Genomic DNA, 24,409 nt, shown 5'->3' on the forward strand with positions numbered 1-24,409 from the left:
TTACCCGCGCACTTCGCCCTAGTCAAATCAGCGTCCCGATCCAGTTGGCGGTGGCCTTCGTGGTCTTCTCAGCGGATCAACTCCGGGGAGCAGCGCGGAAATAAACTCTACCACCACTCGGCCGCGGTGACAAAGCGGGGCCCCGGAGCACGCCCCCGCCGGCCCGGGGGCCGGCCCAAAGCCCGCCCCGAACCAGCCCCGTAGACCACGCGACCCAAGGCTCGAACAAGCCCCCGGACACCAGAAAGACCCGGAACCGCGAGGGTTCCGGGCCTTTCCCTGGAGTGTTACTCGGCGGCCTTGAAGTAGGCCGCACCCAGTGGCGGCAGCGTGACGGTCAGCGAGGCGGGCTGGCCGTCGATCCCGTCGGCAGACGCGGTCAGGCCGCCGTCGTTCGTCACGCCCGATCCCCCGTAAGCCGAGGCGTCGGTGTTCAGCACTTCCTGCCACTGCCCCGCGGCCGGGACGCCCAGGCGGAAGTCGTGGTGCGGGGCGCCGGAGAAGTTCAGCGCCACCACCAGCGGGTTACCGTCGGCGTCACGGCGGATGAACGTGAGGACGTTGCGGTCCGAGTCCCCGCCGTTGATCCACTGGAACCCTTCCGGATCGTTGTCCCGCTCGTAGAGGGCCGGCGTCGAGCTGTAAAGCTCGTTCAGGTCCTTGGTGAGCAGCTGCACGCCGCGGTGGGCAGGGATGTCTGCGAGCCACCAGTCCAACCCGTACTGCTCGGACCATTCGGCTTCCTGGCCGAACTCGGTGCCCATGAAGATCAGCTGCTTGCCCGGGTGCGCCCACTGGTAGCCCAGGAACGCGCGCAGGTTGGCCAGCTGCTGCCAGCGGTCGCCGGGCATCTTACGCAGCATCGATCCCTTGCCGTGGACCACCTCGTCATGGCTAATCGGCAGCAGGAAGTTCTCCGTGTAGGCGTAGACCATGGAGAAGGTGATAGTGCCGTGGTGCCACTTGCGGTTGTAAGGATCCTCGGCCATGTACTTCAGGGAGTCGTGCATCCAGCCCATGTTCCACTTGAGCCCGAAGCCCAGGCCACCCTGGTCCGTGGGGGCGGTGACGCCGGGGAACGCGGTGGACTCCTCGGCGATCATCACCGCGCCGGGGTGGGTCTTGTAGACCGTGGCGTTGGCCTCCTGCAGGAAGGAGATCGCCTCAAGGTTCTCGCGGCCGCCGAAGCGGTTGGGCTGCCACTGGCCCTCCTTGCGGGAGTAGTCCAGGTAGAGCATGGAGGCGACGGCGTCCACCCGCAGGCCGTCGATGTGGAACTCGTCCAGCCAATACAGGGCGTTGGCGACCAGGAAGTTGCGCACCTCGCTGCGCCCGAAGTCGAAGATCAGCGTTCCCCAGTCCGGGTGCTCGCCGAGATTCGGGTCCGAGTGCTCGTACAGCGGCTCGCCGTCGAACTTCGCCAGCGCCCAGGCGTCCTTGGGGAAGTGGGCCGGGACCCAGTCCAGCAGCACGCCGATGCCGGCCTGGTGCAGTTCGTCCACCAGGTGCCGGAACTCGTCCGGGTGCCCGAAGCGGGAGGTCGGCGCGAAGTAGGAGGTGACCTGGTAGCCCCAGGAGCCGCCGAACGGGTGCTCGGCGACGGGCATGAACTCCACGTGCGTGAAGCCGAGCCACTTCACGTACTCCACGAGTTCCTTGGCCAACTGCTTGTAGTCCAGGCCGACGCGCCAGGACCCGAGGTGCACCTCGTAGACGCTCATCGGCGCGTTGTGCGGATCGCGGGCGGCCCGGGCCTTCATCCACTCCTCGTCCTTGAAGACGTAGGAGGGCTCGACGACGCGGGATGCGGTCAGCGGCGGGACCTCGGTGCCGAACGCCAGCGGGTCGGCCTTCTCCACCCAGTGCCCGTGCCGGGTCTTGATCTCGAACTTGTAGCACGCCCCTGCCATAACGCCGGGGATGAAGATCTCCCACACCCCGGAGGACCCGAGCGAGCGCATCGAGTTCTCGCGGCCGTCCCAGCCGTTGAAGTCACCCTTGACGCGCACGGCCTGGGCGTTGGGGGCCCAGACGGCGAAGGACACACCGTCGACATCGCCGAGGGAGGACTTGTAGTGCTGGACGTGGGCGCCGAGGACGTCCCAGAGCCGTTCGTGCCTGCCTTCCCCGATCAGGTGCAGGTCGACTTCGCCCACGGTGGGCAGGTAGCGGTACGGCTCGTCGGTGCGGACCGCGTCCTGGTCCTCGTAGCGGACCTCCAGCCGGTAGTCCGGGACATGGCCGGCGTCGAGCGGTTCGAGGATGGCCACCCACACTCCGCCGGCCTCGTGCGTCATGGGAGTGATGCCGGCGGACGTCACCACTGAGACGGATTCGGCCATGTGCTTCACGGTACGGATGGTGACGTGGCCGTAATCGTCGAGGTGGGCGCCGAGGACGGAGTGCGGGGCGTGGTGCTCCCCCGCGGCCACCCGGGCGAGGGTGTCCGCGTCGACGGGGAGCGGTGCTCCGGGCCGTTCGGTACGTGCTGAGCCAGTCATGTTCTTACCTTCCGCTGCGGCTTCGACGGGAGCGCCGGAGCCAGTACTGCCAAGGAGACGACGGGATGCATTCACCGGGATGGCGAGCCAGTCGGGCCTGTTTCGTAGTTCGTAAACAACTTCGTAGAGCGCCTTGTCCAGCCACAGGGCGGTGAACAAGGGCGAGTCACGGTCGATGGTGCCGGGGGTGACCTCGGCGTAGCCGGCGAGGAACGCCGAGGCGCAGTCATCCACCCACTCTTCGGGGACGGCGGCGCCGTCGTCCTCGCGGGCGGCCGCACCGGCAGCGTAGTCGAAGGAGCGCAGCATGCCGACGACGTCGCGGAGCGGCACGTCGGGGAAGTTCCGTTCGGAGACGGGCCGCAGGGGCTCGCCCTCGAAGTCGAGGATCGCCCAGCGTGCGGGCTGGCCGGCGGCGCCGGGGACCCGGAGGATCTGGCCGAGGTGAAGGTCCCCGTGGATCCGCTGCAGCTGGCCGTCGCTGGTCCCGGCGAGCCGGGCGAGCAGGGACTGCAGGGCGTCATCGAAGGGTCCGACGGCGGTGCCCGCCTCGGCCCAGGACTGGCGGACCCGCTGGGCGACGCCGGGGGCAATGTCCCCGCCCGGAACGGCTTCTGACGCCGTGCCGAGCGCCTCGGCGAGGCGGCGGTGGACAGTGGCGGTGGCGACGCCGAGGGCGTGCGCTTCGGCGGTGAAATCGGTTCCGGTGCGGGCCGCGTCGACGGCGAGCCGCCACGCGTCCAGGCCGCCGGCGAGGAATTCGTGGGCGACGGCCAGTTCGGCGCGTGCAGCCCGGCCGCCGGCCACATCCGGAACCGACCCGTCAGTGACGGTCCACTCACCGGTCACCCAGCCGAGGGTCGCGGGGACCTCGGCGGTGCGCCCCGCGGTCAGGGCGGCGCCGATTTCGACCTCGGGGTTCTGGCCCTCGGAGAGGACGCGGAAGAACTTCATGATCGCGGCGGAGGTGCCGTCGTCGACGATCACCGAGCTGTTGGACTGTTCACCGGAGAGCACCCGGACCTTGCCGGTGGCGTGCGGCAGCCGGTGGTCGGAGTCGACCAGCTCGCCGGTGGCCGACCCGTCAGCGGTGGCGCCGCGGGAGCGCATCACTTCCAGCCACGCGGCGATGAACGCCGCGTCGTGGACGCCGTCGTACACCCAGCCGCCCGCCGTGCCACCGTCGGCCTGGATCTCGCCGAGGAGGGCCGCGCCGGCACCGGGCAGGGGCAGGGTCCGGAAGCTCAGCGGGACCTGGACGACGTCGGTCCGGTCGCCGTCCGCCGTCGGGTAGGTCACGGCCAGCAGCAGCACCTCGAACCGGGCACCGCCGTCTCCTGCCGGCGCACCCCGGGAGGGCACGGCCGGCACGGGCGCTTCGAGGGTCACGCTGCCCACGGGTTCGAAGCTGAAGTGCGCGCTCTTGACCGGGAACCAGCGCTGGCGCGGCAGCCAGCTGCGCAGAAGCGCGTCCAGGGCGGGGGAAAGGGTCGGTCGGGTCATGTCAGCCTTCGATGGACAGGATAGGCATCGCCTGGGTGTGGGGCGACGCCGGGTTGGAGGCGGCCGAGCGGACCCGCAGCCAGAAGAAATCGTGGCTGCCCAGGGTCAGGGTCAGGGTCCCGTCCTCGGCGATGCCGGGGAAGGCCTGGCCGCCGAAGACGTCCCGCAGGCCGCGGCCGGCCAGTTGCGGGACCCGGAGCGACGTGGCCACCGGGTGCTGGGAGAGGTTGAAGACGCAAAGGATGGTCTCCGGGTCCTCGCCGGCGGCGTTCCCGGCCGGGAGCTCCCGCAGGTAGGCCAGGACGACGTCGTGGTCCGCCTCGACGTGCTTGAAGGACCCGAGCCCGAACGCCGGGTGGTTCTTGCGGACGCTGAGGATCTGCCGGGTCCAGCGCAGCAGCGACCCGGAGTGCGCGGCCTCGGCCTCGACGTTGGCCATGCTGTAGTTGTAGACCAGCGACTGGATCACCGGAAGGTAGAGCTTGCCCGGGTCGGCGTTGGAGAAGCCCGCATTACGGTCCGGGTTCCACTGCATCGGCGTGCGCACGGCGTCGCGGTCCTCGAGCCAGATGTTATCGCCCATGCCGATCTCGTCCCCGTAGTACAGGAAAGGGCTGCCCGGCAGGGACAGCAGCAGCGCGTTGATCAGCTCGATCTCGGACCGGGAGTTGTCCAGCAGCGGCGCGAGCCGGCGCCGGATGCCGATGTTGGCGCGCATGCGCGGATCCGGGGCGTACCACCCAAGCATCGCGGCGCGCTCGTCGGAGGTGACCATTTCCAGGGTCAGCTCGTCGTGGTTGCGCAGGAACGTGCCCCACTGGGCGCCTTCCGGGATGGCCGGGGTGTCCCGCATGGTCTCGATGATCGGCGCGGCCTTCTGGTCGCGCAGCGCGTAGTAGAGCCGCGGCATGATGGGGAAGTGGAACGCCATGTGGCACTCCGGCTCCTCCTCGGTGCCGAAATACTCCACGACCTCCGCCGGCGGCTGGTTGGCCTCGGCAATGATGACGCGGCCGGGGTAGCTCTCGTCCACCATTTTCCGCAGCTGGCGGAGGAACTCGTGGGTGGCCGGCAGGTTCTCGCAGTTGGTGCCCTCCTCTTCGAAGAGGTAGGGGATCGCGTCGGCCCGGAAGCCGTCGATGCCCTGGTCCAGCCAGAAGCGGACGACGTCGAACACGGCGTCGATGACCTTGGGGTTTTCGAAGTTCAGGTCCGGCTGGTGGCTGAAGAACCTGTGCCAGAAGAACTGGCGGCGGATCGGGTCGAAGGTCCAGTTGGATTCCTCGGTATCCACGAAGATGATGCGGGCGTCCTGGTACTTCTCGTCCGTGTCGCTCCAGACGTAGAAGTCGCCGAAGGGACCGTCCGGGTCCTTGCGGGACTCTTGGAACCAGGGGTGCTGGTCCGAGGTGTGGTTCAGGGGCAGGTCGATGATGACGCGGACGCCGCGGGCGTGGGCCTCGGCCACCAGGCGCTTGAAGTCGCTGATGGTGCCGAATTCGTCCAGCACGGAGTTGTAATCCGAGATGTCGTAGCCACCGTCGCGCAGCGGGGACTGGAAGAACGGGGGCAGCCAGAGGCAGTCCACACCCAGCCACTGCAGGTAGTCGAGCTTCTCGATCAGGCCGTGGAAGTCGCCGGAGCCGTCCCCGTTCCCGTCGGCGAAGCCGCGGACCAGCACCTCGTAGAAGACCGCCTTGCGGTACCAATGCGGGTCGTGCTGCAGGCCGGGGGCATTCAGTTCAAAGGTCCCCTTGGGCGTGAAGTGCTGGCTGGGGTTGCTCGGACTAAAGCTCACGGGCGGGACCTCCGGACGTTGAGGATGTGGGCGGGTTCGATGTGGGGGTCGAGGCGGACGTAGTTGTACTCGCCCCACTCCCAGCTCTCACCGGAGATCAGGTCCTCGACGACGTAGCCGCCGTTGTGAGTCAGGTCGTCCGGGTCCAGTTCCAGGGCTGCGCGGTCAATGGTGACCGTGCTTTCGCGGGGGCTGTGCGGGTCCACGTTGACCACAACGATCAGGGTGTCCTTGGTGCCGTCGGCCAGCGTCTTGTGCTTGGAGTAGACCACCGTGGAGCTGTCCGTGCTGGCGTGCAGGGTCAGGTTCTGCAGGTCCCCCAGCGCCGGGTGGGCGTGCCGGATCGCGTTCAGGCGGGTCAGGTACGGGGCCAGGGTGCGGCCGGATTCCGTGGCGGCATCCCAGTCGCGGGCCTTGTACTCGAACTTCTCGTTGTCGATGTACTCCTCGGCGCCGGGCCGGGCGACGTGCTCGTAGAGCTCGTAGCCGGCGTAGACGCCCCACAGCGGGCTGGCGGTCGAGGCCAGGGCGGCGCGGATCTTGAAGGCCGCCGGCCCGCCGAACTGCAGGTACTCGGTCAGGATGTCCGGGGTGTTCACGAAGAAGTTCGGCCGGAAATAGGCCGGGGATTCATGGCTGATTTCCTGGAAATACTTCTCCAGTTCCTCCTTGGTATTGCGCCAAGTGAAGTACGAGTAGGACTGCTGGAATCCGGCCCGGCCGAGCGCATGCATCATGGCGGGGCGGGTGAACGCCTCAGCCAGGAAGACGACGTCGGGGTTCTTTTTGTTGACCTTGGCAATCAGCCATTCCCAGAACCACACCGGCTTGGTGTGCGGGTTATCCACGCGGAAAATCTTCACCCCGTGGCTGATCCACAGTTGAACAACGCGCAGGATTTCGTTGGACAGCCCCGCGGGATCGTTGTCGAAATTCAGCGGGAAAATATCTTGGTATTTTTTGGGCGGGTTTTCGGCGTAGGCGATGCTGCCGTCCACCCGGGTGGTGAACCATTCGGGGTGGCTCTTGACCCAGGGGTGGTCCGGGGCGGCCTGCAGGGCCAGGTCGAGGGCCACCTCAAGGCCCAGTTCGCCGGCGCGGGCCACGAAAGCGTCGAAGTCCTCGAAGCTGCCCAGGTCCGGGTGGATGGCGTCGTGGCCACCCTCCTCCGCGCCGATCGCCCACGGGGAGCCGGGGTCGTGCGGTCCGGCGATGAGCGTGTTGTTCGGTCCCTTGCGGTGCTGGGTGCCGATCGGGTGGATCGGGGGCATGTAGATAACGTCGAAGCCCATGGCGGCGACGGCGTCGAGGCGCTCCGCCGCGGTGCGGAAGGTGCCGGAGGTCCATTCGCCGGTCTCGTGGTTGCGGACGGCACCCTCGGAGCGGGGGAAGAATTCGTACCAGGCGCCGCGGCCGGCGAGTTCGCGCTCGACCAGCAGCGGGTATGGCTCGGACACGGTGACGAGTTCACGGATGGGCTGGCGGGCGACGACGGCGGCGACGTCCGCGCCGAAGCCTGCGCCGAGGCGCTCCTCAGGGGTCTTCGAACCGTCGGCGAGGCCGGCGGCTGCGATCCGGAGGGTGCGGCGGTCCGCGGACGGGCGGCTGGGATTCTCGGACGCCTCGGTCAGGAGCGCCGCGCCCTCGGCGAGCATGAGCTCGACGTCGATCCCGGCTTCGACCTTGACCTCGGCGTTGTGGTGCCACGTGCCGTAGCGGTCGTGCCAGGCCTCAATCACGTAGGACCACTTGCCGGTGGCGGTGGGGGTCAGCAGGCCTTCCCAGAGATCCGTACCCTTGCCGCGGTCGCCCCGCGGGGGCTCGAGGCGGATCCGCTGGCGTTCCTTGCCGCGCGGGTCCAGCAGGACCGCGCTGACGCCGAGCATGTCGTGGCCCTCGCGGAACGCGGTCGCGGCGACGACAATGCTCTCGCCGACGGTGGCCTTGGCGGGGAATTTACCGCCCTCGACCGACGGCTGGACGTTGGTGATCGGAAACCTGCCGAATTTCAACCCATCGGTGATCAGGGCCTTCGGCTTTTGCTTGGACACGGCGCTGGTTCGGGAGTTAGTCGTCACAGGCTCGACGTTATCTACAAATCGCACAGAATGCTAAGGCTGCTCCGTTTTTTGGGGTCATCCGAAGCGCCATCCGACATTTACCGGAAAGAAACCCGGAACTGTTCCGGGGTCCGGAGTTGTCGGTTAGTGTTTCGCAGGTGAAGGCTATCCGGAGATTTACCGTCAGAACCGTTCTTCCCGAACCGATCCGGCCCCTGGCGCGGCTGGCCACCAACCTTCGCTGGTCGTGGCACCTGCCCACCCGCGAATTGTTCGAGCAGCTGAACCCGGCCATCTGGGCCGAGAGCGCGCAGGATCCGGTGACGTTCCTGGGTCTGGTCAGCCGGGAAGAGCTGCAGCGCCTCGCCGCGGACCAGGATGTGGTGCGCCGCGTGCACGAGGCCGCGGCGGACCTGGACCAGTACCTGGAGCAGCCCCGCTGGTACCAGAGCCTGGGCGAGGACGCGCCCCGCTGCATCGCCTACTTCTCCCCCGAGTTCGGCATCACCGAGGTCCTGCCGCAGTACTCCGGCGGCCTCGGCATCCTCGCCGGTGACCACCTGAAGGCCGCCTCCGACCTCGGGGTGCCGCTGATCGGCGTCGGCCTGCTCTACCAGGCCGGGTACTTTAAACAGTCCCTCTCCCGGGACGCCTGGCAGCAGGAAACCTACCCCGTGCTGGACCCGGACGGGCTGCCCCTGACGCTGCTGCGCGAGGCCTCCCCGGACGGCAACGGCCGGCCGGTGGAAATCTCCCTGCCGCTCCCCCACGGCCGCCGGCTGCTGGCGCACGTCTGGCGCGCCGACGTCGGCCGCGTGCCGCTGCTGCTGCTGGATTCGAACGTGGCCGGCAACGACGACGCCGCCCGCGGCATCACGGACCGGCTCTACGGCGGCGGCGGCGACCACCGCCTCCAGCAGGAACTCCTGCTGGGCATGGGCGGGGTGAAGGCGCTGCGCGCCTACCAGCGGCTCACCGGGGCACCCGCGCCGGAGGTCTTCCACACCAACGAGGGCCATGCCGGCTTCCTCGGCGTCGAACGGATCCAGGAACTCATGTCCGGGGACACCGCCCTGGGCTGGGACGAGGCGCTCACCGCCGGCCGCGCCTCCACCGTCTTCACCACCCACACCCCGGTTCCCGCGGGCATCGACCGGTTCGAGATCTCCCAGATTGAGCACTTCTTCTCCGCCGGCCTCGCCCCGGACGTTCCGCTGGACAAGATCCTGGACCTGGGCCGCGAGGACTTCGCCGACGGCAACCCCTTCGTCTTCAACATGGCCGTCATGGGCCTGCGCCTGGCCCAGCGCGCCAACGGCGTGGCCAAGCTGCACGGCGTGGTTTCCCGCGGGATGTTCGCCGCGCTCTGGCCGGGTTTCGACCACGCGGAGGTGCCCATCACCTCGGTGACCAACGGCGTCCACGTCCCCACCTGGGTGGACCCGCGCGTCTCCCAGCTGGCCCGCGACCGGTTCGGGGCCGACGCGGAGTCCGAGGGCCGCTGGGACCTCGCCTACAACGTCAGCGACGAAGAGCTCTGGGCGCTGCGCCGGGAAATGCGGGTCTCCCTGGTGGAGGACGTCCGGCGCCGGCTCCGTGCGGCGTGGAAGAAGCGCGGAGCGGCCGACGCCGAGCTGTCCTGGACCGATTCCGTCCTGGACCCGGATGTCCTCACGGTCGGCTTCGCGCGCCGCGTGCCGACCTACAAGCGGCTCACCCTGATGCTCCGTGACCCCGCGCGGCTCAAGGCGCTCCTGCTGCACGAGACCCACCCCATCCAGCTGGTCATCGCCGGCAAATCGCACCCGGCGGACGACGCTGGCAAGAAGATGATCCAGGACCTGGTCCGGTTCACCGACGACCCCGCGGTGCGGCACCGGATCGTCTTCCTACCCAACTACGACATCGCGATGGCCCGCACGCTCTTCCCCGGCTGTGACGTCTGGCTGAACAACCCGCTGCGCCCGCTCGAGGCCTGCGGCACCTCCGGGATGAAGGCGGCCATCAACGGCTCCCTGAACCTCTCGGTGCTGGACGGCTGGTGGGATGAGATGTACGACGGCGAGAACGGCTGGGCGATCCCCACCGCCAACAACGACGCGTCCCCCGAGGAGCGCGACGACATCGAGGCGGCCGCCCTGTACGAGCTGCTCGAGACCCAGGTGGCGCCGAAGTTCTACGGCCTCACGGTCTCCGACGGCGCCGGTGCGGCCGGGCCGTCACAGTCCGGTCCGCAGGCGGTCCCCACCCACTGGGTGTCCATGATCAAGCACACCATGACCCACCTGGGACCGGCGGTGTCCGCGGAGCGGATGCTCAAGGACTACGTCAATGTCTTGTACCGGCCCGCCGCGCTGGCCGGCCGCCAGGCGTCCGCGCACGGCTACGCCGAGGCGAAGTCGCTGGCCGCCTGGTGCTCCACGGTCCGCGCCGCGTGGCCGCAGATCCAGGTGGAGCACGTGGACTCCGTGGGCGTCTCCGAGGACCCGCAGATCGGCGACGACCTGCAGGTCAACGCCTACATCGCGCTGCACGACCTGCCGCCGGAGGACGTCGCCGTGGAGGTGGCCTACGGCCGCGCCGAGGACAGCGACGAGCTCACGGACGTCACGGTGGTGGAGCTGACCTCCGTGGAGGACCTGGGCAAGGGCCGCTACCTGTTCAGCGGCACCCTGGTGATCGACCGCTCCGGGTCCTTCGGCTACACCATCCGGGTGCTGCCCAAGCATGCCGGCCTGGCGTCGAAGGCCGAACTCGGACTCATCGTCAACGCCTGAGCTGGTCGACTACAGGCAGACGGTGATGACCTTGAGGTCCTTGCCGGCGTAGCTTTCGGCGTCCTGCAGGATTTCGCAGATGACGCCGAAGGCGCGGTCGGCGCGGAAGGCGGCGGTGACCTGCCAGATCACCGTGACCGGGCCGTGCCCGTCGTCGCCGGCTGCGTCGGCAAAGTCGTGCAGGGAATCGTTGAGGGCGTCGAGGTTCACGCCATAGTGCTCGGGGAAATCCAGCACCTCGCCGAAGGCCGCCAGGACCTCTTTCTTCGTGTTGGCCGCGGGGACAATCAGCGTCCGGCGGCCGGCGTCGCGGACCTGCGCCTGCAGCTCCTCGGGCGTCCAGGTGTCTGCGGAATAGATCTTCATGGGTCCCTACTTGCCTTCGGCGATGAATGAAAACGATGAATAGTGGTCCGCGGTGTAGTACTTCTCCCCCGCGTCTCCGGCGATGATCCGCCGTGCGCCACGGTCCGACTCGCCGGGCGTGGGAACCGTGAACTCCCGGTAGTAGCCCGAGGGCTTCTGCGGCAGCACCCGCTTGAAGTTACCGAAGGTGATGTTGTCCCTGCTGTACGGATAGGGACCGCCGCGCGCGATCAGCACCAGGACCTGCCGCGCCTCGGCCGGCAACTCCGAGGCCCTGACCTCGGGCAGCCTGGACGGGTTCGCGACGCTGGTTCCCGTGGGGCGCGCTGCGGCCGGGCTTCCGGAAGGCTTGGCGCTGGCAGAGACGCCGGCGCTGGCGGAGGGCTTGGCGCTGGCAGAGACGCCGGCGCTGGCGGAGGGCTTGGCGCTGGCGGCGGCACTGGTGTGGGCCGGCGACGTTGCAGTGCTCGGGGAGTCGCCCGTCCGCGGGATCCCGGCGACCACCAGCACGAGCACCGCCAGGGTCAGGAGCGCCCCGATCAGGGTGCTGAGGCGTTTGGTGGTCATCTCCGGTTCCCCCTAGATGCGGTAGATGCTGATGCTGTTCGCCTGGACCACGTCGCGTTCACCGAAGGCGATCCGGACGCCCTGCCGGCGGTCGTGCCACTCCGAGGTGGTGAGCCGCAGCTCGTAGATCCGCTGGCCGGTGCCGTCGTCGTGCGGGACGGGCGGCAGGGTGACCTTGACGTCGTCGGCGCCGCCGTTGACCACCACCAGGCCCACCACGCGGCCGACGTCGGAACCCACCAGCAGCTGCACCACCCGGTGGGCGGGGTCCTGCCAGCGTTCGGCGGACATCTGCCGGCCGTCGACGTCGAACCAGTGGAAGTAGGACTGACGCTCCCGGGCAGGGTAGTCGTGCGGCTGGCCGGCGAGGAACTCCTTGCGCAGCCGGATGACGCGCTTGGTGCTGCGGAGCATCGAGTGCGATTCGGGAGTGCTGGTCCAGTCGATCCAGGTCACCGGGTTGTCCTGGCAGTAGGCGTTGTTGTTGCCCTGCTGGGTACGGCCCACCTCGTCGCCGGCGGTGATCATCGGCACGCCCTGCGAGATCATCAGGGATGCCATCAGGTTGCGGCTGCTCTGCGCGCGCTTGGCCAGGATGGCCTCGTCCTCGGTGGGGCCCTCGAAGCCGTGGTTGAAGCTGCGGTTGTCGCCGTGGCCGTCCCGGTTCTGCTCGCCGTTGGCCTCGTTGTGCTTGCGGTCGTAGGAGACAAGGTCCGCAAGGGTGAACCCGTCGTGGGCGGTGATGAGGTTAACCGAGGCCAGCCGGTTCCGGCCGGAGCCGGCAAACAGCGCCGCGGAGCCGGAGAGGGCGTCGGCCAGCTTCGCCACGGAGCCGCCGTGGCCGCCGGACTCGATCGCGGCCCGGTCCGCAAGCCAGAAGGTGCGGACGGCGTCGCGGAAGTGGTCGTTCCAGTCCACCCACCCGGGCGGGAACCGGCCGGTCTGCCAGCCGCCGTAGCCCACATCCCAGGGTTCGGCGATCAGCTTGGCCTCGGAGAGGACCGGATCGGCGGCGACGGCCACCAGGAACGGGTGCCGGGGGTCGAACTCGTTGGCCGCGTTCCGGCAGAGCGTGACGGCAAGGTCGAAACGGAAGCCGTCAACGTGGAATTCGTTGACCCAGTAGCGCAGGGAATCGAGGACCAGCTGCACCACCCGGGGTTCGCCGAAGTTCAGGGAGTTGCCGCAGCCGGTGGTGTCCACGTAGCGGCCCTGGCCGTCGTGGCGGTAGTACTGCAGCTCGCCCAGGCCGCGGAAACTCAGCGCAGGCCCGTCCGGACCGGCCTCCGCGGTGTGGTTGTAGACGACGTCGAGGATCACCTCGAGGCCGGCCGCGTGGAGCAGCTTGACCATGCCCTTGAACTCGTCCTGCACCGCCTGCGGCCCGGCGTCGCGGGCGGCCTGCGTGGCGTAGTCCGGGTGCGGGGCGAAGAAGGCGGCCGTGTTGTAGCCCCAGTAGTTGGTCAGGCCAAGGTTCTGCAGGTGGGCCTCGTCCAGGTGGAAGTGGACCGGCAGGAGCTGGACCGCCGTGACGCCCAACGAGACCAGGTGCTCGACCATGGCCGGGTGCGCCATGCCGGCGTAGGTGCCCTGCAGGTGTTCCGGAATGTCCGGGTGGAGCATGGTCTGCCCGCGCACGTGCGCCTCGTAGATGATGGTGTCACGCCACGGCGTGGCGGGGGCACGGTCTACGCCCCAGTCGAAGTCACCGGCCATCCGGACGTTGGTGATCAGCTTCTCCCGCTGATCCACGGCGCGGCCATACGGATCGAGCAACAGCGGCTGCACGCCGTCGTCGTCGAAATCCTGGGTGGGAACCGGGACGGGCAGGGCCTCGGCCTCCGGCGCCGCCCGCAGCCCGTAGCGCGAGCCGACCGGCAGACCCTCGACGATGCCGTGGTGCACGCCGGCGGTAACGTTCGGCAGCGCCTTGACCTGCCAGCCGCGGCCCGGAGCCTGGTAAACCACCTCGAGGGTGGCGACGGCGGGGGCATAGACGGCCACGTTCACCGAGGAGCCGCGCGGATCGTCGGTCTCCGGGGAGCCGGTGCGCGGCACGCTCAGTCCCAGCGGAAGCGGCCGTGAGGCATCCACGGTCGTTGCGGAATCTACAAAGGACTTGACCATTGGTCATAGCTTAGCCGGGGCCGACTCCCGCACCGTCTCCACGCCGTCGGGTTACGACGGCGGATGACCCGGGCCGGCGCGTCCGGGCGCTGGCGGATGCTGGCGCGTCCGGGCGGCGCGAGCCCTGGCGTGGCCCGCGCGGCATACTGGAGGCAGGCACCGAACTGGAGGTAACCGTGCGGATAGCACTGGCGCAAATCATCACCGGCCGCGACATGGACCGGAACCTTGACCTTGTCCGGGAGTATGCCGCGCGGGCCAAGGCCGGCGGCGCAGACTTGGTGGTCTTCCCGGAGGCCACCATGCGGGCCTTCGGCAACTCGCTGGTGGACATCGCCGAACCGCTGGATGGACCGTGGGCCTCGGCCGTCCGGGCCATCGCCGCGGAGCAGGACCTGGTGCTGGTGGCCGGAATGTTCACGCCGGGATCTGCCAAGGATGGATCGCCCCGGGTCCGGAACACCCTGCTCGCCACCGGGCCGGGCGTGTCCGCCAGCTACGACAAGATCCACCTCTTCGATGCTTTCGGCTTTGCCGAGTCCGACACGGTGGAGGCCGGCACGGAGCCGGTGACGTTCGACGTCGGCGGCGTCACCATGGGCCTCGCCACCTGCTACGACGTGCGTTTCCCGGACCTGTTCACGGAGCTCGCCGACCGGGGCGCCGTCGTAACCCTGGTGAGCGCCTCCTGGGGCAGCGGACCGGGCAAGGCGGAGCAGTGGGCGTTGCTGGCACGGGCCCGCGCCGCAGACTCGACCAGCTTCGTGGTGGCCTGCGGTCAGGCCGACCCGTCCAGTGCCGGACTCGAGGTCCGGGGCACCGCCCCCACCGGCGTCGGGCATTCCCTGGTGGCTTCCCCCTTCGGCGAGGCGATCGCCGAACTCGGCGCGGAACCGGACCTGCTGTTCGTGGACCTGGACCCCGCCGAGGTCGACGCCGCCCGCAAGAGCCTCCCGGTCCTCGCCAACCGCCACCGCTTCTAGCTGGCGCTCCCCCACATCCGGCGCGTTAAACCACAACGCTCCCTCACCTGAGGTGAGGGAGCGTCCGCGATGCGATTTACTTGGCGGCGCGCTGGCGGGAGATCTCGTAGAGCGAGATGCCGACGGCCATCGAGGCGTTGAGCGATTCCATCGCGGAGTCGATCGGGATGGAGACGATCTGGTCGCAGTTTTCTCGGACCAGGCGGCTCAGGCCCTTGCCCTCGGACCCGACCACGATGCAGACCGGTTCCTTCGCCAGCGCCAGGTCCGGCAGCGAGACGTCGCCGTCGCCGTCCAGGCCGAGGACGAAGATGCCCATGTTCTTGAACGCCTTCAGCGTGCTGTTGAGGTTCGCGGCGCGGGCCACCGGGACGCGGACCGCTGCGCCGGCGCTGGTCTTCCAGGCCGAGGCGGTCACGCCGACGGACCGGCGCTCGGGAACGATCACGCCGTGGCCGCTGAACGCGGAGACGGAGCGGATGATCGCGCCGAGGTTGCGGGGGTCGGTGATGCCGTCGAGGGCGACGAAGAGCGGGGCATTGGCAATGTGGCCCACCTTCCACGCCTCGACGGTTTCCTCGGCCAGCTCGTAGGCGTCCTGGTACTCGTACGGCGGGATCTGCAGGACCAGGCCCTGGTGGATGGCGTCGTCGGTCATCCGGTCCAGCTCGGGCTTGCCGGTTTCCAGCAGCGGAATGCCGCGCTCGGCCGCGATCTTCAGGGATTCCTTGACCCGGTCGTCCATCTCGATGCGGATGGCCACGTGCAGGGCCTTGGCGGGGATGCCGGCGCGGAGCGCCTCGACCACGGAGTTGCGGCCGGTGACGACTTCCTCGGTGGCGCGGCCCTTGGGGCCGGAGCGGGCGCCGGCGCTGCGGGCTCCGGTACCGCGCTTGGCGGCGGAGCGTTCCGCGAGCTGCTTGTTCTTGTGGGCCTTGTGGTAGACCCGGTCCTCCGCCTTGGGAGTGGGGCCCTTGCCTTCGAGGGCCTTACGGCCATGGCCGCCGGTCCCGACGGTGGGACCCTTCTTCTGTTTGACCGAGCGGCGACCGTTATTGGCCATGAGTTTCACCCTTTGAAGTACGCGAATCGTTGATAAGTCTGGACTCCAGTCTACTGACTCGGGTTAAATCCTCGACCGCGCGGGTGCGGCGGGCCGCCCGGCCGCCGGGGCTCAGCCGCGCTTGAGGCTCCAGCTGGCGCCGTCCGCGCCGTCCTCGACGACGACGCCGGCCGCGGCCAAGGTGTCCCGGATGGCGTCGGAGGCGGGCCAGTCCTTGGCCGCCCTCGCCTGCGCCCGGGCTGCCAGCTGCGCCTCCACCAGCACGCCGAGCGCGGTGGTGGCCTGGCCGTCCACCGCGGGGGCAGCGGTGTCGTTCAGGCCGAGGACCCGCAGCATGTCGTGGACCTGGTGCAGGGCCTGGCGGGCGTCTTCGGTCCGGCCGTCGGTCAGGGCGGTGTTGCCGGCCCGGACGGTCTCGTGCAGGACGGCGAGGGCCTGCGGGACGTTCAGGTCATCGTCCATGGCGCGTTCGAACGCCTCTGGAACGGCGCCATAGGTGGAGATGCTGTAGTTCCCGCCGTCGGACAGGGCCCGCACGGCGCGGCTGATGAACCCGTCGATGCGTTCGACGGCGGCGGCGGCTTCCTGCAGCGAGGTGGGCTGGTAGTCCAGCACAGAGCGGTACTGGGCCTGGCCGAGGTAGTAGCGGACCACCCGCGGCGGGGCTAGTTCGAGCATCTCGGCCGGGCTGATGGTGTTGCCGATGGACTTGGACATCTTCTCGCCGGCGTAGGTGACCATGCCGTTGTGCATCCAGAAGTTCGCGAAGCCGTGGCCGGCCGCCTGGGACTGGGCCATTTCGTTCTCGTGGTGCGGGAAGCGCAGGTCCAGGCCGCCGCCGTGGATGTCGAACTCGGTGCCGAGGTATTTGGTGACCATCGCGGAGCACTCGAGGTGCCAGCCCGGGCGGCCGGCGCCCCACGGGGAGGCCCAGCTCGCCGTCGTCGGCTCGCCGTCCTTGTGGCCCTTCCAGAGCGCGAAGTCCCGGGGGTCCTTCTTCCCGCGCGGGTCGGCGTCGGGGGCGCCCTGCATGTCCTCGATCTTCTGCCGGGTCAGGGACCCGTAGGCGGACCAGGAGCGGACATCGAAGTAAACGTCGCCGGAGTCATCGAGCGCCGGGTAGGCGTGGCCGCGGTCGATCAGCAGCTGAATCAGGGCGTGCATCTCGGGGATGTGGCCCGTGGCACGGGGCTCGTAGGTGGGCCTGGAGACGCCCAGGGTGTCGTATGCCTTACGGAATTCCTGCTCGTAGCGGTAGGCCAGCGCCCACCATTCCTCTTCGCGGACGGTGCCGTCGCCCTCGTCGACGCCGGGCGCGAACGACTCGGCGGACTTGGCGAGGATCTTGTCGTCAATGTCCGTGACGTTGCGGACCGTGGTGACCCGGAAGCCTCGGTACTGCAGCCAGCGGGTGAGCTGGTCGAAGGCGATCGCGGAGCGGATGTGACCGACGTGAGGCATGCCCTGCACCGTGGCGCCGCAGTAGTAGAGGCTTACCTTCCCCGGAACCAGGGGGACGAAGTCGCGGACTTCGGCGGATGCAGTGTCATAGAAGCGCAGGGTCACCGGTCCAGACTAGCCGATGCGGGGTTGCCGCCGGCTGGTCCGTTACTTGCAGTGCTGGCCGATCTGGTCCATGTTCTGGCGCAGCTGGTTGAGCTGGTCGGTGGTCCGGACTCCGGTGGAGCTGCCCGCGACCTGCTTCATGACGTCGGCCATCTTCTGGATGGGTTCGGCCACCTCGGGGGCCACCTTGTCCGCGACCTCCTGGTAGTGCTTGCTGATCTGCCCGGCCTTGTCCTTGTCGCTGCCCGTGGGCACGAAGGTGTCCGTGTTCAGGAACTTGCAGCTCTCGTCCACGCTCATGCGCGACGGCGTGGGGCTGGCGGCAGGCGGGGTGGATCCGGCGCACCCGGCCAGCAGCAGTCCTGTGGCGAGGACGACGGCGGGGGCTAGCTTTTTCACGGGAAACTCCTGACGTTCCGGGCGGGGTTGTCCGTTAAGCCTAGGCCAGATCGGCGCCGCCGGCGGAGTCGGCCGGGTAGACCAGGGCGGTGGCGGTGGCCGCGATGCCCTCGCCGCGGCCGGTGAAACCGAGCCCGTCGCTGGTGGTGGCGGTGACGCTGACAGGGGCTCCGGCCGCCTCGCTGAGCACCCGCTGGGACTCCTCCCGGCGGGGGCCGAACTTGGGCCGGTTGGCGACGAACTGTACGGCGATGTTGCCGATCTCCCAGCCGGCGGCGCGGACGATCCGGGCCGCCTCGGTCAGCAGGGTGACGCCGGAGGCTCCGGCGTATTCGGGCCGGTCCGTGCCGAAGTGGGTGCCGAGGTCGCCGATGCCGCAGGCGGAGAACAGGGCGTCGGCCGCGGCGTGGGCCACCGGGTCGGCGTCGGAGTGGCCGGCCAGCCCGCGCTCACCCTCCCAGTGGAGGCCGCCGAGCCAGAGCGGCTGGGGTGCCTCGTCCGGGGCGTAGGCGTGGACGTCGATGCCGATGCCGGTGCGCGGCAGCAGGGGGCGTTGCTCCGGTTCCATGGTCAGCCTTCCACCCAGCGGGCGCCGAGGGGACCCTCAAGCAGGCCCTCGGCCAGGATCAGGTCCAGCGGTGTGGTGATCTTCAGCGACTGGCTGGCGCCGCGGACCGCGTGGACGGGAACGCCCAGCAGTTCCACCAGCATGGCGTCGTCGGTGACGGCGGCCGCCTGGGCTTCGTCGAATGCTTCAGCGGATTCGTGGGCCCGGCGGAGGGTGTCCAGGCCGAAGCCCTGCGGGGTCTGGACGGCGCGCAGCGCCTCCCGGGGTGCGGTGCCGGTGACCAGTTCCGGCGCGATGTCCGCATCCGGGCCGGTGGTCCGGGCGACGGTCTTCACCGTGTCCACCACGGGCAGGACGGGGATGACGGCCTGCGCTCCGGCGGCCAGGGCCTCGGCCACGCGATGGAAGACGGCCTCCGGTGCCAGGGCCCGGGCGGCGTCGTGCACCAGGACGGACCGGGTGCCCGGGTGCAGGGCGGCCAGGGCGGCGCGCACCGAATCGGCGCGGCTGGCGCCGCCGTCGACGGCCGTGATCTCGGGGGTCTCCGTCCCGTCCCCGCCACCGTGCCGCAGTTCCTCGGCGAACGCCTCGCACTGCGCGGCCAGCTCCCGGTCTCCGGGCGGGAGTGCGACGCAGATCTGCCGGGCGACCCCGGCGGCGGCGACCCCGCGGAGGGCGTGGATGAGGATGCTGTCCCCGCCCAGGGGGACCTTGGCCTTGGGCATTCCGTAACCCAGCCGCTGGCCGGATCCGGCGGCCACGAGGATGACCGCGGTGACGGGGGCGGCCGATGGAGTAGTCATGCGCTCAAGCCTACGTCCCGGCCGGTGGGCGGGACCCAACTAGCTGGCAGTTGATGCCGTTTTGAGGGCCCATAACGGCATCTACTGCGAGTCAGTTGGGCCGGTTTTGGGCAAAAAGAAGCCCCGGCGGCCTGACGCCACCGGGGTTCGATTCTTAGTTAGGAAGCCAGGACCTCGTCGAGAACGCTTGCAGCCTTCTCCTCGTCGGTCTTCTCAGCCAGAGCCAGTTCTGAAATCAGAATCTGGCGGGCCTTGGCCAGCATGCGCTTCTCCCCTGCGGAGAGACCGCGGTCGTGGTCGCGGCGCCACAGGTCGCGGACGACCTCGGCTACCTTGATCACGTCACCGGAGGCAAGCTTTTCCAGGTTTGCCTTGTAACGACGCGACCAGTTGGTGGGCTCTTCAGTGAACTCGGCACGAAGCACGTCAAACACGTGCTCCAGGCCTTCCTTGCCCACTACGTCCCGGACCCCAACAAGGTCAACGTTTTCTGCTGGAACTTCAATGGTCAGATCACCCTGAGCCACCTTGAGCTTGAGATACATTTTCTCTTCGCCCTTGACAGTGCGCATCTTGATCTCTTCAATTTTTGCTGCACCGTGGTGAGGGTAAACTACTGTCTCGCCGACCTCAAAAACCATGTGGACATTCCCCTTTCCCGCAGACCAGTTTATCACGATTAAGGCATACGACTGGCATGGTTCCGGCGTAGAAACCGCGAGATTCCGCGGAAAATGGCCCCAATCGGCGGCTCAAACCCCTTGACGGATGCGGATAATAGTGCATTGCGTGGGCCGCGCCAAGGTGCTTCAGGAGGCCGCCAACGACGACGGCGGGGACGCCGGGGCCCGCTGCACGGCTCCCTTCATAGCGTCACCGGGGCGGCATAGGAATCCTCGTTTGGGCCCGGTTGCCGATAGGCTATGGCTGAATACTGTTTCAAGACTCTCAAGGAGTGCGTGACGTGCGTTTCACTGCGATGACCCCGGGCCGGCGCGGCAAGCTGGCAATGGCAACGGCGGCACTTGGCATTGGCCTGCTGTCCGTCTCCGGTTGCGGCTACATCAACCCCCAGCAGACCTCGGTGCAGTACTCCGCCTCCGACGGAACCCGCACGGACCTCGGCCCGGTGCAGCTGCGCAACATGATGATCGTCTCCGACGGTGAGAACAAGCCCGGCCGCGTGCTCGGTGCCGTGTACAACACCTCGTCCAACGACGTCACGCTGACCATCAACGGTGCCAGCGGCTCGCAGACCCAGGTGCCGGTCAAGAAGAACTCCTACGTCCTGCTCAACGACAGCACCGACTCTGCAACCCTGAGCACCACCGGCGGGAAGCCCGGTTCGCTGGTGGAGGTCACCCTCTCCGAGAGTGCCACCAACATGAAGGCCAAGTTCAACATGCCGGTGCTGGACGGCACGATCACGGATTACAAGAAGTACATCCCGACCCCGACCCCGACGGCCACCTCCTCGAGCTCGGCGTCCAGCTCGGCCTCGCCGTCGTCGTCGGCCTCCGAATCCGCGACGCCGTCCCCGACGGCCAGCCGCTAACCGGCACCAGGCACCACAAAAACAAAGGAGCGGCACCCCTCGCGGGGTGCCGCTCCTTTGTTATGCCGGCCCGATCTGCACCGTGCCGGCTGTACGCAGTAGGTTCGTTTAGGGCTCGAACTTGTAGCCCAGGCCGCGGACGGTGATCAGGTGCCGCGGTGCGGAGGGGTCCGGCTCGATCTTGCTGCGCAGCCGCTTGACGTGCACGTCGAGGGTCTTGGTGTCGCCGACGTAGTCAGACCCCCAGACCCGGTCGATCAGCTGCCCGCGGGTCAGGACGCGGCCGGAGTTGCGCAGCAGCATTTCCAGCAGTTCGAACTCCTTCAGCGGCAGGGAGACCTGCTCGCCCTGGACGCTGACGACGTGCCTTTCGACGTCCATCCGGACCGGGCCCGCCTGAACGGTGCTGGAAACCAGCTCCTCCGGTTCGCCGTGCCGGCGCAGCACGGCCCTGACGCGGGCGACGAGCTCGCGGGAGGAGTAGGGCTTGGTGACGTAGTCGTCGGCGCCGAGTTCCAGGCCCACCACCTTGTCGATCTCGGCGTCCTTGGCGGTCAGCATGATGACCGGGACCGAGGAACGCTGCCGCAGCTGCCGGCAGACCTCCGTACCGGACTGCCCGGGCAGCTGCAGGTCCAGGAGGACCAGATCGGCGCCGTTGCGGTCGAACTCGGTGATTGCATCGAGGCCGTTGTCCACGACTTCCACCTCGAACCCTTCCTTCCCCAGGAGGAAGGACAGCGGGTCGCTGAAGGACTCCTCGTCCTCGACAATAAGAATCCGGCTCAAGCGCTAGCTCCTTGTTCATGGACGCCGGCGGCGTCGCGTCGTTCGGGTCGTTCGCTGTGGGGTGCCCGGCGCGGATCGACGGCGGGTGCGTCCTGGCCTTCCATCTCCGGCAGCCGGAGGGTGAAGGTGGAGCCCTGGCCCGGCTGGGACCAGAGCGTGACCTCGCCGCCGTGGTTGGCCATGACGTGCTTGACGATGCTCAGGCCCAGCCCGGTGCCGCCGGTGTGGCGGGAGCGCGCCGAGTCCACCCGGTAGAAGCGCTCGAACACGCGCTCCTGGTCCTCCGGGCTCAGGCCCTCGCCCTGGTCCGTCACGGAGACGGACACCAGGCCGTCGCGGGAGCGGACGCCGACCCCGACGCGGGTGTTCTCCGGCGAGTAGCGGATGGCGTTGTCGATCAGGTTGCGCAGGGCGGTGACGAGGAGGTCCTGGTCGCCGTAGACCATCGCGTCGGTCCGGCCGCCGACCACGATCTCGATGTTCTTGCTCTCGGCCGGCAGCTGGGAGCGGTCCACGGCCTCGGCGACGACGGTGTTGATGTCCACCGGGTGCGCGGCCTGGGCGACGTTGGCGCCCTGCAGCCGGGAGAGTTCGATGATGTCCTGCACCAGGGCGGCAAGCCGGGTGGACTCCTTGTGCATCCGCTTGGCGAAGCGGCGGACCGCTTCCTCGTCATCCGGGGAGGCCTCCAGCGCCTCGGCCAGCAGCGAGATCGCCCCGACCGGGGTCTTCAGCTCGTGCGAGACGTTGGCGACGAAGTCGTTGCGGATCTCCTCGGTGCGGGTGATTTCGGTGCGGTCATCGGCCAGGAGCAGGATGTATTCCTCACCGAGCATGGCCGCACGGACCTGGACGATCAGGGTCCCCTGGCCGAGCGGGCCGCGGGGCAGTTCGAGCTGCTTCTCCAGGATCACGCCGTCGCGGCGGACCTTGGCGGTCAGCTCGAGCAGCTGCTGGTGGACCACGGTATGCCCGCGGACCAGGCCGTAGGCGTAGGCGGCGGGACTGGCCCGGACGACGCCGTCGATCGCGTCCACCACCACGAACGCCCGGCCCAGGACGGCCAGGACCTCGGCGGCGCCCTCGGGCAGGGAGGGTTCGTCGGTTTCGACGTCGCTGATCCGGCGCTGCTGTTCGCTGAGGCGGAACGCGAGCACGCCGAAGACGCCGAGCGCCAAGCCGATGAGGCCCGCGATCACACCGATGAGCATTGGATCCACGGCTCCAGCTTATGCGGTGCGCGGGCGGCTCAATTGAAAACGTGTGCGGTTCCGGGGCTGGTTCAGCTAACGTTCATCTAGTGGGGCGCAACAGTTCACCGACGAGTGGCAGGGTGGCAGGTTGAACGCCGCTACGGCGAAACCAGACGTTGCCGGCCCAGCGGCCGTCCGCGACGTTGACGAGGAAAGGACGCCCCGTGCGTAAGGTTTTTCAGGAAGAGCTCGCCCAGGTCGGTGAACAGCTCGTAGAGATTTCCAAGCTGGTCAGCGAGGCCTTCGAGAAGGCCACCACCGCTTTCGAAGGTGCCGACGTCGACCTCGCCGAGGACGTCATTGCCGCCGATGCCCGCATCGACTTCCTGCAGAACAGCCTCGACGAGCGCGCCATCGACATCCTGGCCCTCCAGGGCCCGGTGGCCAGCGACCTACGCATGATCGTCGGCTCGCTGCGGATGAGCGCCTCGCTGGAGCGGATGGGCGACCTCGCCCGGCACATCGCCCAGCTGGCCCGGCTCCGCTACCCGGCCAACGTCATCCCCGCGCCGCTGCAGGACACGTTCCGGGAGTTCGCGAAGGCTGACCTGGAGATCGCCGAAAAGCTGACCATCCTGCTGGAGACCCGCGACCTGGAGGTGGCCCGGGACATCCTGAAGGCCAACACCACCGTCAACGACCTGCACCTGTCCGTGTTCAAGGCGATCGCCCGCGGCGACTGGGCCGAGTCCGCCGCCACCACCGTGGACGTGGCCCTGGCCAGCCGCTACTTCGAGCGCTTCGCAGACCACGGCGTGTCCGTGGCGCAGAAGGTGACCTACCTGGTCACCGGTGCCTGGCACCCGAACAGCATCGAGCACAGCTAGTAGCGCTAGGACCGCTAGCGGCGCTTCCTCGCAAACGATTCAGAACAAACGACGGCGGCCGTCCACCTTGGGGGTGGACGGCCGCCGTCGACGTTTCCGGGGAACTTCCGGGGCTACTTCTTGCCCTGGTTCGCCACGGCCTTGATGGACTCGGCAGCGGCCTCCGGGTCAAGGTACGTTCCGCCCGGGTTCAGCGGCTTGAAGTTCTCGTCCAGGTCGTAGACCAGCGGGATGCCGGTGGGGATGTTCAGGCCGGCGATGTCCTCGTCGCTGATCCCGTCCAGGTGCTTGACCAGGGCGCGCAGGGAGTTGCCGTGGGCGGTCACCAGCACGGTCTTGCCGGCCTTCAGGTCTTCCTTGATGTCCGATTCCCAGTACGGCAGGAGTCGGACCAGAACGTCCTTGAGGCATTCGGTGCGGGGCATCTCGTCGCCGAGGTCCTTGTAGCGCGGGTCGCCCACCTGGGAGAACTCGGAGTCGTCGGCCAGGGGCGGCGGCGGGGTGTCGTAGGACCGGCGCCAGGTCATGAACTGCTCCTCGCCGTACTCGGCCAGGGTCTGGGCCTTGTCCTTGCCCTGCAGCGCTCCGTAGTGGCGCTCGTTCAGGCGCCAGTCACGCTTGACGTCGATCCAGCCGCGGTCCGCCTTGTCGAGGGCCAGGTTGGCGGTGTTGATGGCCCGCTTCAGGCGCGAGGTGTAGAGGATGTCCGGGAGGACGTTGTTCTCCGCGAGCAACTCGCCGCCGCGCACCGCCTCGGCCCGTCCCTGGTCATTCAGGTCCACGTCCACCCAGCCGGTGAACAGATTCTTGGCGTTCCATTCGCTGTGCCCGTGGCGCAGCAGGATCAGCTTGTAAGTCATGGTTGTCATCCTAGCCGAGCCCCCGCCGGCGGCGCCGTCCGTTA

19 protein-coding genes are annotated in these 24,409 nt (G+C 68.6%); 4 read left to right on the plus strand and 15 right to left on the minus strand.

The annotated features are described in order from the left end of the window. Positions 1-287 precede the first annotated feature (287 nt). Genes ABC337_RS04615 through ABC337_RS04625 form a run of 3 tightly spaced genes read right to left on the minus strand, consistent with a single transcriptional unit; the run spans position 288 to position 7,880 of the window. Positions 288-4,004, minus strand: a complete 3,717-nt coding sequence (locus ABC337_RS04615) for a 1,4-alpha-glucan branching enzyme (protein WP_412882167.1) — start codon at positions 4,002-4,004, stop codon at positions 288-290. A gap of 1 nt (position 4,005) precedes the next feature. Further along, complete coding sequence (gene treS, locus ABC337_RS04620; protein ID WP_290258912.1) at positions 4,006-5,802, minus strand: maltose alpha-D-glucosyltransferase; 1,797 nt, start codon at positions 5,800-5,802, stop codon at positions 4,006-4,008. Further along, entirely contained in the window at positions 5,799-7,880 is a 2,082-nt protein-coding gene (locus tag ABC337_RS04625; RefSeq protein ID WP_412882166.1) for an alpha-1,4-glucan--maltose-1-phosphate maltosyltransferase, read from the minus strand. The genes treS and ABC337_RS04625 overlap by 4 nt, the downstream gene beginning before the upstream one ends. Positions 7,881-8,020: 140 nt before the next feature. Here ABC337_RS04625 and glgP point away from each other — a divergent pair, with 140 nt between their 5' ends. Then, positions 8,021-10,639: an alpha-glucan family phosphorylase gene (gene glgP / locus ABC337_RS04630; protein ID WP_412882165.1), complete on the plus strand. Its 2,619-nt coding sequence runs from the start codon at positions 8,021-8,023 to the stop codon at positions 10,637-10,639. A gap of 9 nt (positions 10,640-10,648) precedes the next feature. Here the strand turns inward: glgP and ABC337_RS04635 are convergent, their stop codons facing one another. Genes ABC337_RS04635 through glgX form a run of 3 tightly spaced genes read right to left on the minus strand, consistent with a single transcriptional unit; the run spans position 10,649 to position 13,699 of the window. Then, the gene (locus tag ABC337_RS04635) at positions 10,649-11,005 is read right to left on the minus strand and encodes a barstar family protein (RefSeq protein ID WP_412882164.1); all 357 of its coding nucleotides are present in this window, start codon (positions 11,003-11,005) and stop codon (positions 10,649-10,651) included. Positions 11,006-11,011: 6 nt separating this feature from the next. Beyond that, positions 11,012-11,572, minus strand: a complete 561-nt coding sequence (locus ABC337_RS04640; RefSeq protein WP_412882163.1) for a guanyl-specific ribonuclease — start codon at positions 11,570-11,572, stop codon at positions 11,012-11,014. A gap of 12 nt (positions 11,573-11,584) precedes the next feature. Further along, positions 11,585-13,699 carry a glycogen debranching protein GlgX gene (gene glgX, locus ABC337_RS04645; protein WP_412882162.1) on the minus strand — a complete coding sequence of 705 codons (2,115 nt, stop codon included), beginning with the start codon at positions 13,697-13,699 and terminating at the stop codon, positions 11,585-11,587. A gap of 176 nt (positions 13,700-13,875) precedes the next feature. Between glgX and ABC337_RS04650 the strand changes: the two genes are divergently transcribed. Further along, positions 13,876-14,682 carry a carbon-nitrogen hydrolase family protein gene (locus ABC337_RS04650; RefSeq protein ID WP_412882161.1) on the plus strand — a complete coding sequence of 269 codons (807 nt, stop codon included), beginning with the start codon at positions 13,876-13,878 and terminating at the stop codon, positions 14,680-14,682. Between the two features lie 76 nt (positions 14,683-14,758). On the opposite strand, the gene rlmB is transcribed toward ABC337_RS04650, so the two are convergent. From rlmB to ABC337_RS04680, 6 genes are all read right to left on the minus strand, one after another. Then, positions 14,759-15,745: a 23S rRNA (guanosine(2251)-2'-O)-methyltransferase RlmB gene (rlmB, locus tag ABC337_RS04655; RefSeq protein WP_412882160.1), complete on the minus strand. Its 987-nt coding sequence runs from the start codon at positions 15,743-15,745 to the stop codon at positions 14,759-14,761. 111 nt (positions 15,746-15,856) lie between these two features. Next, entirely contained in the window at positions 15,857-17,311 is a 1,455-nt protein-coding gene (gene cysS / locus ABC337_RS04660) for a cysteine--tRNA ligase (protein ID WP_412882159.1), read from the minus strand. Between the two features lie 42 nt (positions 17,312-17,353). After that, on the minus strand, positions 17,354-17,710 hold the full coding sequence (locus ABC337_RS04665) for a hypothetical protein (RefSeq protein ID WP_412882158.1): 357 nt from the start codon (positions 17,708-17,710) through the stop codon (positions 17,354-17,356). A 40-nt stretch (positions 17,711-17,750) separates the two neighbouring features. Beyond that, positions 17,751-18,278 (minus strand): 2-C-methyl-D-erythritol 2,4-cyclodiphosphate synthase, encoded by a 528-nt coding sequence (ispF, locus tag ABC337_RS04670; protein ID WP_412882157.1) that lies wholly within the window; start codon positions 18,276-18,278, stop codon positions 17,751-17,753. Positions 18,279-18,280: 2 nt separating this feature from the next. Then, positions 18,281-19,081: a 2-C-methyl-D-erythritol 4-phosphate cytidylyltransferase gene (gene ispD / locus ABC337_RS04675; RefSeq protein ID WP_412882156.1), complete on the minus strand. Its 801-nt coding sequence runs from the start codon at positions 19,079-19,081 to the stop codon at positions 18,281-18,283. Between the two features lie 158 nt (positions 19,082-19,239). Continuing rightward, positions 19,240-19,722, minus strand: a complete 483-nt coding sequence (locus ABC337_RS04680) for a CarD family transcriptional regulator (protein ID WP_026266570.1) — start codon at positions 19,720-19,722, stop codon at positions 19,240-19,242. A gap of 338 nt (positions 19,723-20,060) precedes the next feature. Here ABC337_RS04680 and ABC337_RS04685 point away from each other — a divergent pair, with 338 nt between their 5' ends. Then, positions 20,061-20,636 (plus strand): hypothetical protein, encoded by a 576-nt coding sequence (locus ABC337_RS04685; protein ID WP_412883216.1) that lies wholly within the window; start codon positions 20,061-20,063, stop codon positions 20,634-20,636. 108 nt (positions 20,637-20,744) lie between these two features. Here the strand turns inward: ABC337_RS04685 and ABC337_RS04690 are convergent, their stop codons facing one another. Beyond that, a complete protein-coding gene (locus ABC337_RS04690; protein ID WP_290258926.1) occupies positions 20,745-21,425 on the minus strand; it encodes a response regulator transcription factor in 681 nt (226 codons plus the stop codon). Continuing rightward, positions 21,422-22,636 carry a sensor histidine kinase gene (locus ABC337_RS04695; RefSeq protein WP_412883215.1) on the minus strand — a complete coding sequence of 405 codons (1,215 nt, stop codon included), beginning with the start codon at positions 22,634-22,636 and terminating at the stop codon, positions 21,422-21,424. The genes ABC337_RS04690 and ABC337_RS04695 overlap by 4 nt, the downstream gene beginning before the upstream one ends. Before the next feature lie 206 nt (positions 22,637-22,842). Between ABC337_RS04695 and phoU the strand changes: the two genes are divergently transcribed. Continuing rightward, the gene (phoU, locus tag ABC337_RS04700) at positions 22,843-23,505 is read left to right on the plus strand and encodes a phosphate signaling complex protein PhoU (protein WP_412882155.1); all 663 of its coding nucleotides are present in this window, start codon (positions 22,843-22,845) and stop codon (positions 23,503-23,505) included. Positions 23,506-23,618: 113 nt separating this feature from the next. On the opposite strand, the gene ABC337_RS04705 is transcribed toward phoU, so the two are convergent. Further along, positions 23,619-24,365, minus strand: coding sequence for a phosphoglyceromutase (locus ABC337_RS04705; RefSeq protein WP_412882154.1), 747 nt, complete (start codon positions 24,363-24,365; stop codon positions 23,619-23,621). Positions 24,366-24,409 lie beyond the last annotated feature (44 nt).

The organism is Arthrobacter phoenicis (genome assembly GCF_047238215.1).
Lineage (GTDB): Bacteria > Actinomycetota > Actinomycetes > Actinomycetales > Micrococcaceae > Arthrobacter.